Source organism: Ruegeria sp. CH10, assembly GCF_056537125.1.
Map to the genome: position 1 here is coordinate 261,136 of NZ_JBQFQY010000003.1, position 14,640 is coordinate 275,775.

The following is a 14,640-nucleotide window of genomic DNA, read 5'->3' on the forward strand; positions in this document are numbered from 1 at the left end:
TATACCTTTATTAGAGTCTTATTCATTGACGTCGAGGATTGAGAGCAGCCCCGTAATCCTATCCCGCGTCTCCGCACTCTCCACCAGCAATGTCGCTGCTTCGGCCAATGGCGTCTCGGGCAGCTGAGGGGGCTGGGTCAGCAGGTTTTGCGTGGTGTCAGAGACCTCGCTGAATGTCTCGCCCTCTTGCAGAACGGTGTTCTCGGGCAGATCGGCCAACCAGAACAGGCGGTTGGCCCCATCCCGATTGCCCGCAGCCAGTTGCAGTTCACCCGCCGCAGCGAACTCTCCGGCGGCCTCAAGCGCGGTTGCCCGCAATGTCTCCGCCTCGGGCGACGGGTCATCGCCAAGCTCCAGCATGGCCTGATGCGGTCGCTGCGCCGACAAGGCTGCCTTGGCCCGCAATCGCGCCCGTTCGCCCCGTTTCAAACTGTCCTGAGGTCGCTTGGCCAGAGCCTGCGCTTGCCGCGAAAATCCAAGTCCTGCCAACCGGTGGGCAACAGCGATGGCGGCGTCCAGCGTAAGCTGTTCCACCTGATCCTGAGACAGGATCAACGTGCGGCGCAGAAACGTCGCATCATCCGCACGCTCGGTCAGTATCCAGATCACGCGGTTCAACGGGTCGGCCGCCGCCTCTGTCGGCAGTTCAGTGACAAGGTCCAGCGCCGCGTCGAATTCCTGACCCAGGCTCAGGGCAACTGCTTGCGTCTGCTGCATCTGAAGGCCGATGTCCGAGCGGCGAAATTCGACCGTATAGGATTCCGCAAGGTCCAGTTCCTGCGGTGACACGGCCCCCCGCTCGCGCCAGCGCGTGTCGACCAGTTGTGCCAATGCCAGCGGGGCCTCAAGCGTTGCGTCCGAGGTTTCGATCGCTTCGGTCAGCAAAGCCTCGGCCTTGGGGGCGTCGTCCTCGGCCGTTGCGACCTTTGCCTTGGCCTGAACCGTATCGGCGCTGGTTTGCGTTTCCACACGATCCACAGACCGCAAAACGCGCCGGGCGGCCTCTACCTCTTCACCGTCGACCAGAATGTCCGACAGCATGGGGCCAACATGACGCCGCAAATGCTCGGGCAGGCGTGCAAAAGCTTGCTCTATCGCGACCAGATTGGCATCCGCTTGCAAATGGCCTTCGGTCAGCGTGGCCCACAGGGATGCGTCGCTGTCACAGCGTTGCAGGCCCGTGAATGGATTGGACTCACTTAATGGGCCACTATCCAGAACGCGGGCGATTGCAGCAATTCGCTCGGTCTCGGGGGTGCGCTGACCCAACAGGTCCAGCGCTTTGACCGCCTCGGCCCCGAACCCGGAATGAGCGTAAAGCTTGGCCAATCGCAGGGCGGCGTCTTCGTCGATGACGTCAAATTCCTGGTAGAGCCCTGCGCGCAAATGTGCGGCCTGTTCCGCAAAGGCAAGGTCGCCCGACCAGTCCTCAAAACCCAGTTCGGCGGTAGACACACAGGGGGGGCGGCGTTCCAGTTGCGGTACATCCGGCCCCAACAGCCCGTTCAGATCGTCCAGGATCGAGGTGACCTGAACATTCAGCTCAACATCAGGCGGTATGAACAGGCTCTGGTTCCCGGTCGAGGCGCGCGGGCCGACTTGCGCGATATTCAGATCAACGATCCCGCGGTCGGCCCCTTGCAGCAGGCGTGAGGACAATTGGTTTTCAAACCCGTGCGCGTTCAGGTTCAGCAAGGGCAATTCCAGAGCGGCAATTTCCTGATCCGGCTTTGGCCTCTCATCCTGTTGTGGCGCTTTGGGAAGGGTCAGGCCGGGAATATCGCTGGTGATCGGCGGTAAGAAAGTGCCCGGAGCAATGTCGACCACGATCATCGTGTTCTTGAACAAAAAGGCCGAGGCGACACATTCGCAGCCAAACTCCATCTCAAGCGCGGCACCGGGTTCCGTTTGTGAGACACTGGCCAATCGGTCCTCGGTCAGGCGTTGAAAGACGGCCCCGGTCCGGAACGTCGCATCCTCAAGCGCGATGTTCAGACGGGCGCCGTTTTTGGTCTGTTTCAGAACCCAATCTGTGTCGCGTGGGACCTGAACAACCAGTCGCGTATAGCCGTCATGTTCGCCCGAACGCACGGTCAGATCCTGTGCCGCCGCGCCAGTGGCTGCCACCATCAGCGCAGCCGAGAGACATGCAAACCGGGTCATGCCGCCGCCTGTTTGAGTTCTTTCAGCGCCTCTTCCAGCTCGGTAAAGCCGGGGCGATTGTGCGTTGGGGTATTCTGACGTCCGACCTCGATACACAAGGCGGCGTTGTGGTTGTGCAGATTGGCAACCAGCACCTCTTTGATCAGCTGGTAGAAATGGTTGTCTTCTTCCACCACGGCCTTCAATTTGCCTGCGAACGGGCCGACAAGACCATAGGCCAGGAACACGCCCAAAAACGTCCCCACCAGCGCGCCACCGATCAGCTTGCCCAACACCTCAGGCGGTTGGTCGATTGAGCCCATCGTTTTGATCACACCCAGAACAGCGGCCACGATGCCCAGGGCGGGCAGGCCATCGGCAACGGTTTGCAGCGCGTGGCTGGAATGCATGGCGTGGTGGAAATTGGCCTCCATCCGCTTTTCCAGCACCTCTTCGACCTGATGCGGGTCGTCATAGTTCATTGAGGCGGAACGCATCGTGTCACAGATCAGGTCCACAGCTTCTTTGTCGGCTTGAATCCTGGGGTAGGCCGAAAACAGGGCAGAGCCCTCGGGGTCTTCGATATGCTGTTCAACCTCAACCGGGTTGGCCTTGGCGATGCGGATCAGTGAAAACAGCAGGCACAGCAGGTCGCGGTAATCCTCGGGCTTCCATTTCGGGCCTTTGAACACTTTGCCCATGTCTTTGAGTGTGTGTTTGACCGCGCTCATGTCGTTGCTGATCATAAAGGCCCCAACGGCGGCACCGCCGATCATCATCATCTCAAACGGAAGGGATTTCATGATGATGGTCATCTTGCCGCCGGCAGCCAGATAGCCGCCGAACACCATGGCGAAAATGACGACAATTCCGAGTATTCCGATCATGGGAGGTCTCCAGCAAAGTCCTGTGCGGGGTTAAATCTTATTCCTGCGGTGCCGCAGCGTTGCGGCCCGCCATTATGACACTGATGGTATAGGCGGCCTCGGGGCTCAGCCCCGCCAGAACGCCCGCCGCTGCGTCAGGGGGCATGCGCGACAGGAAACCAGCGGCAAAGCTGGGATCCATTGTTTCAAACAACGCTGCCGCGTCCTTGGGTTTCATGCTTTGGTAGACATCCGTCAGGCGCGTCAGGTCCGTCTCGGCCGCCTTTTCGGCAAGGGCGAGCGTGGAGCGCAGTGCTTCTTCGGCCTCTTGCAGGGCAACCAGGCGGGTTTCGATCGCCTGTTCTGCGATAGACAGCGCCTTTTCTTTGTCCAATGCCGCAGCCTCGCGCTGTTTCAGCGCCTCTTCCCGGCGCAGCAACTCGGTCAGCAGAACCTGAGCGCCGGGCAAGTCCGATTGCGTTTGCTGGGGTTTGGGGGCGTCAGACTCTTCGGTTTTGGCCAGTGCAGGGCCCGCCTCCAGCCCCAGACGAATCGCGGCGGACCCGATCATCAGCATCGAAATGACCGCCAGCACGCCGCCCCTTGGACGTTTATCGCGTTGCCTGCGTGTCATGTCGCGACCTCGGGCTGGGCACGTTTGTGACGGAAGAACATCACGCCGCCGGGTTTCTTTGCCGGAGGTTCAGCGGGTGTCTCTTTTTCCGGTTCGACTGAGTCGTTTGTATCGTCTGCGTCGTCCGCTGCTGTGACGGTGTTGTCCTCAGCCGCGGTGACTTCAACCGACTCAGTCTCGGCTTCAGTCGAAACTTCGGTCTTAGATGCCTGTTCCTGCTGCGGCTCAGGTGTGCTTTGTTGCTGCGCTTCAAGGTCGTGCATCGACGCCATCATCAGCTCAAGCCGCTGCGCAACCGATTCGGCGCGTTGGGTCAGCTCTTTCAGAACTGCGCCCGACTGGTCCGAGGCATCCCGCGCCGAATCCAGGGATTTCTTCAATTCATCCGCCTGGCTGGACAGCACCGCCACTGCGCCGCCAACGCCTTTTTCCAGATCGGTAAAGCGTTTAAGGCGCCGGGACAGCACGAAACAATAAAGACCCGCACCCAGCGCGCCCGCGACCAGCAAAATATCTGCAATAAGCTCCAATTTCGCCTCCTAGTTCATTACAAATTCCATCACGAGGACATCGCGCACGCGTCCCTCGCCGACGACAATTTCGATGCGCCGCAGCAGGTGGCCGCGAATGCGCATCAGGGCCAGCGAATCCTCAAGATCCGACACTTCGACCGCCCGCAGATAGCCGTTCAGGATGTCCATGATTCGCGGCTTCATCTTTTCGACATCGGCGGCGTATTCGCTGTTCACCTCAAGCTGAGCGTGAAATTTCAGATGCCGCGAATCGCCCGTATTCACCGACACGATCACCGGCGGCAGATCGATAAAACCAACCTGCGGCAACGCCTTGACGTCCTTGCCCTTGTCTTCTGTCTTGACCTCTTCGCCCGTGGCCTTGCCGCCAATGGGCAGCATGCCGGACGTGGTTGCGAAATACCCGCCACCAGCCCCGGCCAGGGCCAGAATCACCCCGATGATCAATCCCTTTTTCCCAGACTTTTCCGGGCTTTCTGCCTGTTCCGCCGTTGCGTCAGTCATGACGTCCTCATCCATCCGTTCTGCAATCGTCATAACCCGGCAGGGACTAACCGATTGTTAAGGGCAATCGTTCAAACAAGGGATGCGCCGGGCAGAATGTCGGCGAGTCGGAGGTGAGCGTGCAGCAGATCGGAACTGTCTGGGCAAGTTTGGACAGGCGTAAACAAATCATCGTAGCCGGTGCAGTTGTGCTGGTATTTTTTGGGGTTCTGGCGATGTCGCGTCTGGTGACGGCGCCGTCGATGACCTTGCTATATGCCGGGCTGGAAAGTGGCGCGGCGGGGGATATCGTCCGGTCGCTGGAACAACGCGGCGTTCCCTATGAGATCAGGGGCGGCTCAATCTACGTGCCGGGCGCGCAGCGGGATGAGCTGCGCATGACCCTGGCCAGCGAGGGCCTGCCAGCGAACGGCAATCAGGGGTATGAGCTGCTGGATTCGCTCAGCGGTTTCGGCACCACCTCGCAGATGTTCGACGCCGCCTATTGGCGCGCGAAAGAAGGTGAACTGGCCCGCACCATCGTCGGCAGCCCGCATGTCAGTCAGGCGCGGGTGCATATTGCCAATGGATCGACCAACCCGTTTCAGCGCAGCGTCGCGCCGACGGCCTCGGTCTATCTGGTGCCGTCGGGAGGGCAGATCACTGCGGAACAGGCCAAGGCGATCCGCTTCTTGGTGTCTTCTGCCGTCAGCGGTCTGGCACCGGAGAATGTGACGGTCGTTGATTCGAACGGCGCCGTGATCGGCGCGCAAGAGACGGCCGTGGCCGCAGATACCGCCGATGACAAGGCGCGCCAACTGCGCGAGCGCGTGATGCGTCTGGTTGAGGCGCGGGTTGGGACCGGCAACGCGGTGGTCGAAGTCAGCGTGGATACGGTGACCAAGACCGAATCCATCCGCGAACGCCGCTTTGATCCCAATGGCCGCGTCGCGATCAGCACCGATATTGAAGAGCGGTCTGACAGTGCCCGCAACCAGTCGGCGGATGTCACCGTGGCTTCGAACCTGCCCGATGGTGATGGGGCCGGAGGGGACGAATCGAATTCGAACGCGACGCAAACACGCGAGCGGGTGAATTATGAGGTCTCGGAAACCGAGCTTGAGGTTCACAATGCCCCGGGTGCGATCAAACGCCTGACCGTGGCGGTTCTGGTCAACGGCACCACCGTAGTGGACGCGAATGGCGTGGAAGTCTTTGAGCCCATGCCCGAGGGGGAGATGCAGGCGCTTCGCGAGCTGGTCGCCTCGGCCGTTGGGTTTGATGAGGCGCGTGGGGATGTCATTACCCTGAAATCTCTGGACCTGCCGATGGTTGAACCGCAAGGCACGCTGGCTGCGTCCTCGATCTGGCAAAAAGTGCATTTCGACGCGATGTCGCTGATCCAGATGGCGGTCTTGGCGATTGTGTCTCTGATTTTGGGTCTGTTCGTGATCCGACCCATCCTGACGAAGCCCGCGATGGCACCTGCGTTGTTGCCTGCAGGGGCCGCGCCCGAGCCAGACACAGTTCTGACCGGCGAAATCGCCACGGATGAGAACGGTCAATTCACCCCGCTTCCCGGGCAGGCTGCGGGCGGTGACGTTCCGGCGCTGGCCGCACAGCAAGGCGCTGATCCGGTCGACCGGCTGCGCGCGATGATTGGCGACAAGCAGGAAGAAACCGTGGAAATTCTGCGCAGCTGGCTTGAAGAAAGCGAGGAGCGTGTCTGATGTCGATTGCTCATCTTCTTGAGGATTTCACGCTGCAGGCCGGAGGCGGTCAGTTGCATCTGCTGGATGAGGACGCGTTGGAGGAACAACGCCTCGCCTCGTTTGAACAGGGTTATAGTGCAGGGTGGGAGGACGCGGTGCAGGCGCAGGAGCAAAGCCGGGGGCAGGTCTCGGCCGAGTTGGCCAAATCGCTTGAGGACATGTCCTTTACCTATCACGAGGCCACCGCGCGCATGACCCTGTCGCTGGAGCCGATGTTCCAGAGCCTTGTGAATGCGGTCCTGCCCGAAACGCTGGATCGGGGCTTTGCCGCCCGCTTGGTCGAACAGCTGTCCGACATGGCGCGGGACCAGATCGGCCAGCCGATGCAGATCTTTGTCCCCCAGGGCCGCGCGGCTGAGGTTGAGGCGTTGCTGCCACCCGAGATGACGACCCCCACCCGAGTGATCGAGGACCCCGTGTTAGAGCCCGGGCAAGCCCGGCTACAGGTGGGCACATCTCAGCGTGAGGTGGATTGCAATGGCCTGCTCGCCTCGGTCGCCGGGGCATTCGACGCATATGTATTTGAGGCAAAAGAGGCAGTGACCCATGAGTGATGCTCAGAAACCCGAAAAAGCCAACCCGTTTGAAGCTGTGCCAATTGAGGTCACCGTCTCGGTCGGGCGCGCGCGCCCCTTGATCCGGGATCTGCTGAATATGGGCGAAAACGCCGTTCTGACGCTGGACAAACGGATCGAGGACCCGGTTGACCTCTATGTCGGGGACCAGCTGGTCGCGCGTGGTCTGCTTGAAGAGATGGAGGGCGATCAGGCGGGCCAGCTTGCGGTGCGCCTGACCGAGATCGCGGATTTGCAGAACGGGATCGGTTGATGCGCGTTTTGCTTTGGCTGGTGGTCGCGCTGGTGACGCTGTCCCCATCTCTGGCTGCGGCGCAGGACGTGTCGCTGTCACTGGGTGAGGGTGGCTCGATCTCGGCGCGCACGATCCAGCTGATCCTGTTGATTACCGTCCTCAGCCTGGCGCCGGGGTTGGCGATCATGATCACCTGTTTCCCGTTTCTGATTACCGTTCTGGCCATTTTGCGGCAGGGCATCGGGTTGCAGCAATCTCCGCCCAATATGCTGATCGTCAGTCTGGCGATGTTCCTGACCTATTTCATCATGGAACCGGTCTTTACCGAGGCTTGGATCACCGGCATCAAACCCATGGTCGATGAAACGATGGAGGTGGAACCCGCGCTTGAGATCGCCCTGCAACCGTTTCGCGCCTTTATGGCCGCGCGGCTGGACCCGGACACGTTTCACTCGATGGCGGCGCTGCGCCCCGGCGGTGACGCGATTGATTTGACGCCTGAGGCCCCGCTGTCGATCCTGATGCCATCTTTCATGCTGTCCGAGATCGCGCGCGCGTTTCAGATCGGTTTTCTGATCTTTCTGCCGTTCCTGATCATCGATCTGGTGGTGGCGGCGGTTCTCATGTCGATGGGGATGATGATGGTCCCTCCGGCAACGGTTTCGCTGCCGTTCAAGCTGGCGTTTTTTGTCATCGCAGACGGATGGTCGCTGATCGCGGGCGCCTTGGTGCGCAGCTATATGAATTGACGCGCTATTGCCGGGTGATCTGCAACCGCGCGCGCAGGCCCTGATCCCCGGCCTCAAAGCTTAACGTGCCGCCATGTTGTTCGGCGATTGTGGCGACGATGGTCAGGCCCAGCCCGAACCCGTCGGACGACCCGGTGTTTGACCCGCGCCGGAACGGGGCCATGAGGTCTTCGATATCCGAAACGGACAGATCGGTGCCTTTATCCTCGACGGTGATGGTAGCCGTGCGGGCATCGGTTTCCAGCTGAACCTCGGCGCGGCGGCCATATTTCAGCGCGTTGTCGATCAGGTTGGTCAGCGCGCGTTTCAGCGCGATGGGCCGCCCCGTCACCAGCATGCGCCGCGTTTCGGGCAAGGAGCCGTGCCCGCGCCGCGACATGAAAACCGAGGGCGCGCCTTCGACCGCGACCGGTGCGATTTTCCGCAGGCTTACGGGCAGATCCATATCCTGATAGTCGGCCACGAGGGATTCCACCAAGGCCGTCAGTGAAATCTGGCGCGGCTCTTCAACGCTCAGCTCGGATCGCGTGTAGGTCAGCACGCTTTCGATCATGCCGGTCATCTGATCCACGTCGGCCTCAAGCTTTTCGCGCAGCTCATCATTCGGAATAAGCGCGGCGCGCAGACGGACCCGCGTGGCCGGGGTGCCCAAATCGTGGCTGACGCCGGACAGGACGGTGGCGCGTTTTTCCAGCTGCATGCGCTCGGCATCCAGATGATCATTCACGGCCGAGACGATCTCGCGCAGTTCAGCGGGGCCATCGGCCTCATAGCTGTTTGGCCCGCCCCGGCGCTTGCGGTCCCGCAGCGCGCCCGAGAACCGGGTGAAACTGTCCGAGACATTGCCGATCGAGGTCAGGATGACCGCCAGCGCCACAATCGCCACCAGTATGGCGGGAAGGCGCAGATCGGCGGGGGCGGCCTTACAGCCCCAAACCTCGGTCCCGTCCACCTGCTGCCAATCGTTACGCCCGAATTGCGCGATCAGGATCGGTTCGCTGCAATAGGTGGCCAGCAGGCGGGTCAGGTTACCCATCTTCTCGGCCGCGGTCTGATCGGCGCGCGACAGGATATCCGAGACCGGATAGATCAGCCGGTCGGACATCACGGCCAGCGTCAGTTCACGCCCGGCCAGAGGGGCGGAATTGTCGGTGCGGATCGACAGGTTGGTGACAAAGCTGCGGTCTGACAGGCCGGGCAATTGTTCAAACTGTCCGGCATTGGCCAGCTGCGCCATTTCTGGCGACAGCGGGCGCACCGACACACCCGGCGGCGGTGCCAGGCCAACGCGCAGCTCTTCGTAGACCGAAAACCCGGCCACATAGGCGCGGGTCAGGAACTCATCCCAGGCCCGCGCCGAGGAAAACCACATCCCGGCCGACAACAGCCCCGCAGCAAAGGCCGCGACGGTCCAGATCCAGCCCAGGCTGCGCAAGCGCGGCGCGCGCGCTGTCATGCGTCCTCGTCCACCGCAACCTCGGCGGCAAAGATATAGCCCACGCCCCGTTCGGTGCGCAGCATTTGCGGGTCTTTCGGATTGGCCTCGATCTTGGAGCGCAACCGTCCGACCAGCATGTCGATGGCGCGCCCCTGCGCCTCGGGCTTGTCGGCGCTGCCGGTGACATCCAGCGCGGCGGCGATCTCATCGCGGGTCAGAGGAATATGGGGATTGGCCAGTAAAACCTTGAGCAGTGCGGTTTCCCGTTGCGACAAGGGCACCAGGTAGCCCTCGGGCGAGTGCACCTCATCCCGCTTACCGTCATAGGTCCAGCCGTTGAACTGAAACCGGCGCGTGCGGCGGCGATAGGCCAGCGACGGCGTCCGGCGCGCGCGCTGCATCACCGCGCGGACCCGCGCCAGCAGCAGCTGCGGGTTGAACGGCTTGGCGATATAGTCATCCGCGCCGACCTCATAGCCTGCCATGCGCTGATGATCGGCTGACAGGGCCGAAACCAGAATGATCGGCACATCCTGCTCGGCGCGCAGGCGGGCGCAAATCTCAACCCCGTTTTCATCGCCCAGCATCACATCCAGCAGGATCAGGTCAATGCGGCCCGCATTCAGGTGCCCCCGAATTTCAGATTCGGAACTGCCGGGCAGGGCGATGAAGCCGTTCTGCTGCAGGAACTGGGTCATCATCGACCGCATCTCGGGGTCGTCATCTACCACCAATAGGCGCGGAATGCTCACGCGGTTGATCCTCCCAAACTTTGCTCCTCTGGCATCATCCATTGTAACGAACGGAAACAGATTCAATGTCAACGTAACACGCTGTAACAGATGTGACGAAAATCTGGGCGGCGGCGGGCATTTACCCCGTATTTCGCGTTGCCAGATGACAATCCGGACGCAGTATGTCGGGCATCGCTGCGTTTGCAGTCACAAAGTTCTCTAGGGAGGAGACACATCATGAAGCGTTTTGCATGCGCCACCGTTTCGACGCTGGCCGTCATGGCCGGGTCGTCGGTTCTGGCCGGGCCAGAGGCCGAAGTTCTGCATTGGTGGACCTCGGGTGGTGAGGCCAAATCGGTCGCCGTTCTGCAGGAAGAGTTCGCCGCCAATGGGGGCAGCTGGACCGACATGCCGGTTGCCGGCGGTGGCGGTGACGCGGCGATGACCGCGCTGCGCGCTCGCGTTCTGTCGGGCAACGCCCCGACCGCCGTTCAGTTGAAAGGCCCCGCCATTCAGGAATGGTACGAAGAAGGCGTGCTGGCCGACATCTCATCGGTGGCTGAGGCCGAAGGCTGGGCAGATGTTCTGCCCGCCTCGATCGCGGGCCACATGAAGTGCGAGGGCGCATGGTGCGCCGCGCCGGTGAACGTGCACCGCGTTGACTGGATCTGGGCAAATGCCGATGTTCTAGCCGCCAACGGTATCGAAATGCCGACCACCTGGGACGAGTTCAACGCCGCTGCGACCAAGCTGATGGATGCAGGCGTCATCCCGCTGGCCCATGGCGGTCAGGCATGGCAGGACGCCACCGTGTTTGAAACCGTGGTTCTGGGCATTGGCGGGCCGGAGTTCTTCCAAAAGGCGCTGGTCGATCTGGACCCCGAGGCACTGACCTCGGACACGATGGTGCAGGTGTTCGACCAGATGCGCCTGATGCGTGGTTACGTGGACGAAAACTTCTCGGGCCGCGACTGGAACCTGGCAACTGCCATGGTGATGAATGGCGAGGCCGCGTTCCAGATCATGGGCGACTGGGCCAAGGGTGAGTTTCTGGCGGCGGGCAAAAAGCCCGGCGAGGATTTCCTGTGCGCCTCGACCCCCGGTGACGGCTACCTGTACAATGTCGACAGCTTTGCCATGTTCGACGTGGACGGCGACGAAAAGAAAGCCGGTCAGGACCTGCTGGCCAAGCTGATCGTTGCGCCGAACTTCCAGAAAGTGTTCAACCTGAACAAGGGCTCGATCCCTGCGCGTACCGACGTGGCGCTGGATGACTTTGACATCTGCGCCAACCTCTCGGCCGAAGATATGGGCTCGACCTCGGCCAGCGGGTCGCTGCTGCCGTCCTATGCGCATGGTATGGCACTGCGCGGGTCGCAGTCTGGTGCGATCACCGATGTTGTGACCGCGCATTTCAACTCGGACATGTCCTCGGCTGACGCGGTTCAGCAATTGGCGGACGCGGTGGCAAACAGCTACTGATCCGAATCTGCTCTGCCCCCTATACTGACGGGGCAGAGCACCTTTCCCCGGAGGAAATCATGTCCGAATGGCTGGAAAACCACCTGCCCAAGGTGGTGCTGGCACCGTCGTTCATTGCCGTATTGATCTTTGTCTACGGCTTTATCGGATGGACGGCCTGGGTGTCACTGACCCGATCGAAACTGTTGCCGAAATACGAAATCAAAGGCTTCATCCAATATGAACGCCTGTTCGACTCCCCTCGCTGGGATACGGCAATCAACAACCTGTATATCTTTGGCGCGCTGTTCATCGTGATTGCGATGGTGCTGGGCCTGTTGCTGGCCATTCTGCTGGATCAGAAAATCCGCGTCGAAGGAGCTATCCGGACGATTTACCTCTACCCAATGGCGCTGTCGATGATTGTGACCGGTACCGCGTGGAAGTGGATACTGAACCCCGGTCTGGGGGTCGAATCCATGGTGCAGGGCTGGGGCTTTACCAATTTTGAATTCGACTGGCTGGTGAACCCCGATTACGCCATTTACACCATCGTGATGGCAGCGATCTGGCAAAGCTCGGGCTTTGTCATGGCGCTGTTCCTCGCTGGTCTGCGGTCGGTGGACGGAGAGATCATCAAGGCCGCCCAAGTCGATGGCATCCCCACATGGCGCATCTATACGGCGATCATCATCCCCTCAATGGCTCCGATCTTCCTGTCGGCCTTCATCGTGCTGGCTCACCTTGCGATCAAAAGCTTTGATCTGGTCATCGCGCTGACAGGTGGCGGTCCGGGCTACGCAACCGATCTGCCGGCCACATACATGTACGCCATGGCGTTTTCGCGCGGCGATATCGGTCAGGCGGCCTCGTCCGCGATGATCATGATGCTGGTCGTCTTTGCCATCGTCGTTCCCTATCTTTACTCAGAGCTGAGGGCGAAAAATGACTGATCTGTCGATGCCCCAATCCCAAACCGAACCCCGCAGCCAAAGTGCCGCTGGCAAGATTGCCTTGCGTTGGCTGCTCTATGTCCTGCTGGGCCTCTTTGCGCTGTACTACCTGATGCCGCTTTTCGTGATGTTGACCACATCGCTGAAAAGCCTTGAGGAAATCCGCACAGGAAGCCTGATTTCCTTGCCGCGCGAGGTCAGTTTTGACGCCTGGAAAACCGCATGGTCGGGCGCCTGTACCGGCATTCAGTGCGAAGGTCTGCGGCCTTATTTCTGGAACTCGGTCCTGATCGCGGTGCCTGCGGTGGCAATCTCGACCCTGTTGGGCGCACTGAACGGCTATGTCGTGGCACAATGGCGGTTCAAAGGGGCGAATATCATCTTCTCGCTGATGCTGTTTGGCTGTTTCATCCCGTTTCAGGTGGTTCTGCTGCCGATGGCGCGTCTGCTGGGCATGATGGGGATCGCCGGAACCATTCCGGGGCTGATCTTTGTCCACGTGATCTACGGGCTGGGCTTCACCACGCTGTTTTTCCGCAACTACTATGTCACCATCCCGTCCGAGCTGACCAAGGCCGCGCGCGTCGATGGGGCCGGGTTCCTGCGGATTTTCTGGTCGATCTTCCTGCCGCTGTCGCTGCCGATCATCGTGGTGACGGTGATCTGGCAGTTCACGCAGATCTGGAACGACTTCCTGTTCGGCGTGTCGTTCAGCCAAGCGGGCACGCAGCCTGTGACCGTGGCGCTGAATAACATCGTAAACTCCACCACCGGCGTCAAAGAATACAACGTCGACATGGCCGCCGCGATCATCGCGGGGCTGCCGACGCTGCTCGTCTATGTCGTTGCCGGTAAGTATTTCATCCGCGGCCTGACCGCCGGTTCTGTGAAGGGATAAGACCCATGGCACCCATCCTTGATATCAACAAACTCTACAAGAATTACGGCGCGACCGAGATTCTGAAGGACATCAACATCTCGATCGAGCCGGGGGATTTCCTGGTGCTGGTCGGGCCCTCGGGCTGTGGCAAATCCACCCTGCTGAACTGCATCGCTGGGCTGGAGGAGATTACCGGCGGCACCCTGTCTATTGGCGGAAATGACATGACACATGTCAGCCCCAAGGACCGCGACATCGCGATGGTGTTCCAATCCTACGCCTTGTACCCGACCATGAGCGTGGCCAAGAACATCACCTTTGGCATGAAAGTGCGTGGGGTGGATCAGGCGACGCAGGATGCCAAGCTGAAAGAAGTCGCCCAACTGCTGCAGATCGAGCCGCTGCTGAACCGCCGCCCCAGCCAATTGTCGGGTGGTCAGCGTCAGCGGGTGGCGATGGGTCGGGCGCTGGTGCGCGATCCCAAGCTGTTCCTGTTCGACGAGCCGCTGTCAAACCTCGATGCCAAGCTGCGGGTCGAGATGCGGACCGAGATCAAGAAGCTGCACCAGACGCTGGATGCGTCCATCGTCTATGTCACCCATGACCAGATCGAGGCGATGACGCTGGCGACCAAGATCGTCGTGCTGAAAGGCGGTGTTGTGCAGCAGATCGGCACCCCGGCTGAAATCTACAACAACCCGGCCAATCTGTTTGTGGCCGATTTCATGGGCTCACCTGCGATGAACCTGATCCCGGCGCAGGCGCACAAGAATGGTTCGGGCACCCAGATTGCGATTTCGCGCGAAAGCGGCGAGACGCTGGTTCTGAACGATGCCCGCGATCTGACGCTGCCCAAAGATGTGATTTTGGGCCTGCGCCCCGAAGACATCGCCGAGGCCGGGTTCCGCGCAGGCGATGGCGTGCAAGAGGCCGAATGCCTGGTCGACATGGTCGAACCCGCGGGGGCCGATACCTATGTGGTCTCGGAACTGGGGGGCAAACAGGTGACGGCGCGGCTGCATGCGGAAACCAGCGCGCAGGCAGGGCGGACGCTGAATCTGGCCTTTGACATGAGCAAAGTGTCTTATTTTGCCAAGGAAACCGGTGAACGCCTGAACTAAGACCACCCGAACAAAAAAGCGCCGCGCGATTGGGATCGCGCGGCGCTTTTTTCATGTGAACCGG

General features: G+C 60.8%; 15 protein-coding genes. 8 read left to right on the forward strand and 7 right to left on the reverse strand.

The annotated features are described in order from the left end of the window. Window positions 1-18: 18 nt before the first annotated feature. From ACRZ94_RS11460 to ACRZ94_RS11480, 5 genes are read right to left on the reverse strand one after another with little or no spacing between them, the layout of a single operon-like run. Window positions 19-2,163, reverse strand: coding sequence for a hypothetical protein (locus ACRZ94_RS11460; protein WP_480653387.1), 2,145 nt, complete (start codon window positions 2,161-2,163; stop codon window positions 19-21). After that, window positions 2,160-3,029 carry a flagellar motor stator protein MotA gene (gene motA / locus ACRZ94_RS11465; RefSeq protein ID WP_480653389.1) on the reverse strand — a complete coding sequence of 290 codons (870 nt, stop codon included), beginning with the start codon at window positions 3,027-3,029 and terminating at the stop codon, window positions 2,160-2,162. The genes ACRZ94_RS11460 and motA overlap by 4 nt, the downstream gene beginning before the upstream one ends. Before the next feature lie 37 nt (window positions 3,030-3,066). Beyond that, the gene (locus tag ACRZ94_RS11470; protein ID WP_480653391.1) at window positions 3,067-3,642 is read right to left on the reverse strand and encodes a MotE family protein; all 576 of its coding nucleotides are present in this window, start codon (window positions 3,640-3,642) and stop codon (window positions 3,067-3,069) included. Then, entirely contained in the window at window positions 3,639-4,172 is a 534-nt protein-coding gene (locus ACRZ94_RS11475; protein ID WP_480653393.1) for a hypothetical protein, read from the reverse strand. The genes ACRZ94_RS11470 and ACRZ94_RS11475 overlap by 4 nt, the downstream gene beginning before the upstream one ends. A gap of 9 nt (window positions 4,173-4,181) precedes the next feature. Next, complete coding sequence (locus ACRZ94_RS11480; RefSeq protein ID WP_480797386.1) at window positions 4,182-4,679, reverse strand: flagellar basal body-associated FliL family protein; 498 nt, start codon at window positions 4,677-4,679, stop codon at window positions 4,182-4,184. Between the two features lie 119 nt (window positions 4,680-4,798). Between ACRZ94_RS11480 and fliF the strand changes: the two genes are divergently transcribed. From fliF to fliP, 4 genes are read left to right on the forward strand one after another with little or no spacing between them, the layout of a single operon-like run. Next, window positions 4,799-6,388, forward strand: coding sequence for a flagellar basal-body MS-ring/collar protein FliF (fliF, locus tag ACRZ94_RS11485; RefSeq protein WP_480653397.1), 1,590 nt, complete (start codon window positions 4,799-4,801; stop codon window positions 6,386-6,388). Beyond that, window positions 6,388-6,984 carry a FliH/SctL family protein gene (locus tag ACRZ94_RS11490; protein ID WP_480797387.1) on the forward strand — a complete coding sequence of 199 codons (597 nt, stop codon included), beginning with the start codon at window positions 6,388-6,390 and terminating at the stop codon, window positions 6,982-6,984. Before fliF ends, ACRZ94_RS11490 begins: the two co-directional genes overlap by 1 nt. After that, on the forward strand, window positions 6,977-7,258 hold the full coding sequence (locus tag ACRZ94_RS11495) for a FliM/FliN family flagellar motor switch protein (RefSeq protein ID WP_480653402.1): 282 nt from the start codon (window positions 6,977-6,979) through the stop codon (window positions 7,256-7,258). Before ACRZ94_RS11490 ends, ACRZ94_RS11495 begins: the two co-directional genes overlap by 8 nt. Further along, complete coding sequence (gene fliP / locus ACRZ94_RS11500) at window positions 7,258-7,989, forward strand: flagellar type III secretion system pore protein FliP (RefSeq protein ID WP_480797388.1); 732 nt, start codon at window positions 7,258-7,260, stop codon at window positions 7,987-7,989. The genes ACRZ94_RS11495 and fliP overlap by 1 nt, the downstream gene beginning before the upstream one ends. A 4-nt stretch (window positions 7,990-7,993) precedes the next feature. On the opposite strand, the gene ACRZ94_RS11505 is transcribed toward fliP, so the two are convergent. Then, complete coding sequence (locus tag ACRZ94_RS11505; RefSeq protein ID WP_480797389.1) at window positions 7,994-9,445, reverse strand: sensor histidine kinase; 1,452 nt, start codon at window positions 9,443-9,445, stop codon at window positions 7,994-7,996. After that, entirely contained in the window at window positions 9,442-10,179 is a 738-nt protein-coding gene (locus tag ACRZ94_RS11510) for a response regulator transcription factor (RefSeq protein ID WP_480653408.1), read from the reverse strand. Before ACRZ94_RS11510 ends, ACRZ94_RS11505 begins: the two co-directional genes overlap by 4 nt. 219 nt (window positions 10,180-10,398) lie before the next feature. Here ACRZ94_RS11510 and ACRZ94_RS11515 point away from each other — a divergent pair, with 219 nt between their 5' ends. From ACRZ94_RS11515 to ACRZ94_RS11530, 4 genes are read left to right on the forward strand one after another with little or no spacing between them, the layout of a single operon-like run. Continuing rightward, window positions 10,399-11,643, forward strand: a complete 1,245-nt coding sequence (locus ACRZ94_RS11515) for an ABC transporter substrate-binding protein (RefSeq protein ID WP_480653410.1) — start codon at window positions 10,399-10,401, stop codon at window positions 11,641-11,643. Between the two features lie 59 nt (window positions 11,644-11,702). Beyond that, window positions 11,703-12,575 (forward strand): carbohydrate ABC transporter permease, encoded by an 873-nt coding sequence (locus ACRZ94_RS11520; RefSeq protein WP_480653412.1) that lies wholly within the window; start codon window positions 11,703-11,705, stop codon window positions 12,573-12,575. Then, window positions 12,568-13,473, forward strand: coding sequence for a carbohydrate ABC transporter permease (locus ACRZ94_RS11525; protein ID WP_180885230.1), 906 nt, complete (start codon window positions 12,568-12,570; stop codon window positions 13,471-13,473). The genes ACRZ94_RS11520 and ACRZ94_RS11525 overlap by 8 nt, the downstream gene beginning before the upstream one ends. 5 nt (window positions 13,474-13,478) lie before the next feature. Further along, window positions 13,479-14,576 (forward strand): ABC transporter ATP-binding protein, encoded by a 1,098-nt coding sequence (locus tag ACRZ94_RS11530; protein ID WP_480653414.1) that lies wholly within the window; start codon window positions 13,479-13,481, stop codon window positions 14,574-14,576. The last annotated feature ends 64 nt before the right edge of the window (window positions 14,577-14,640 follow it).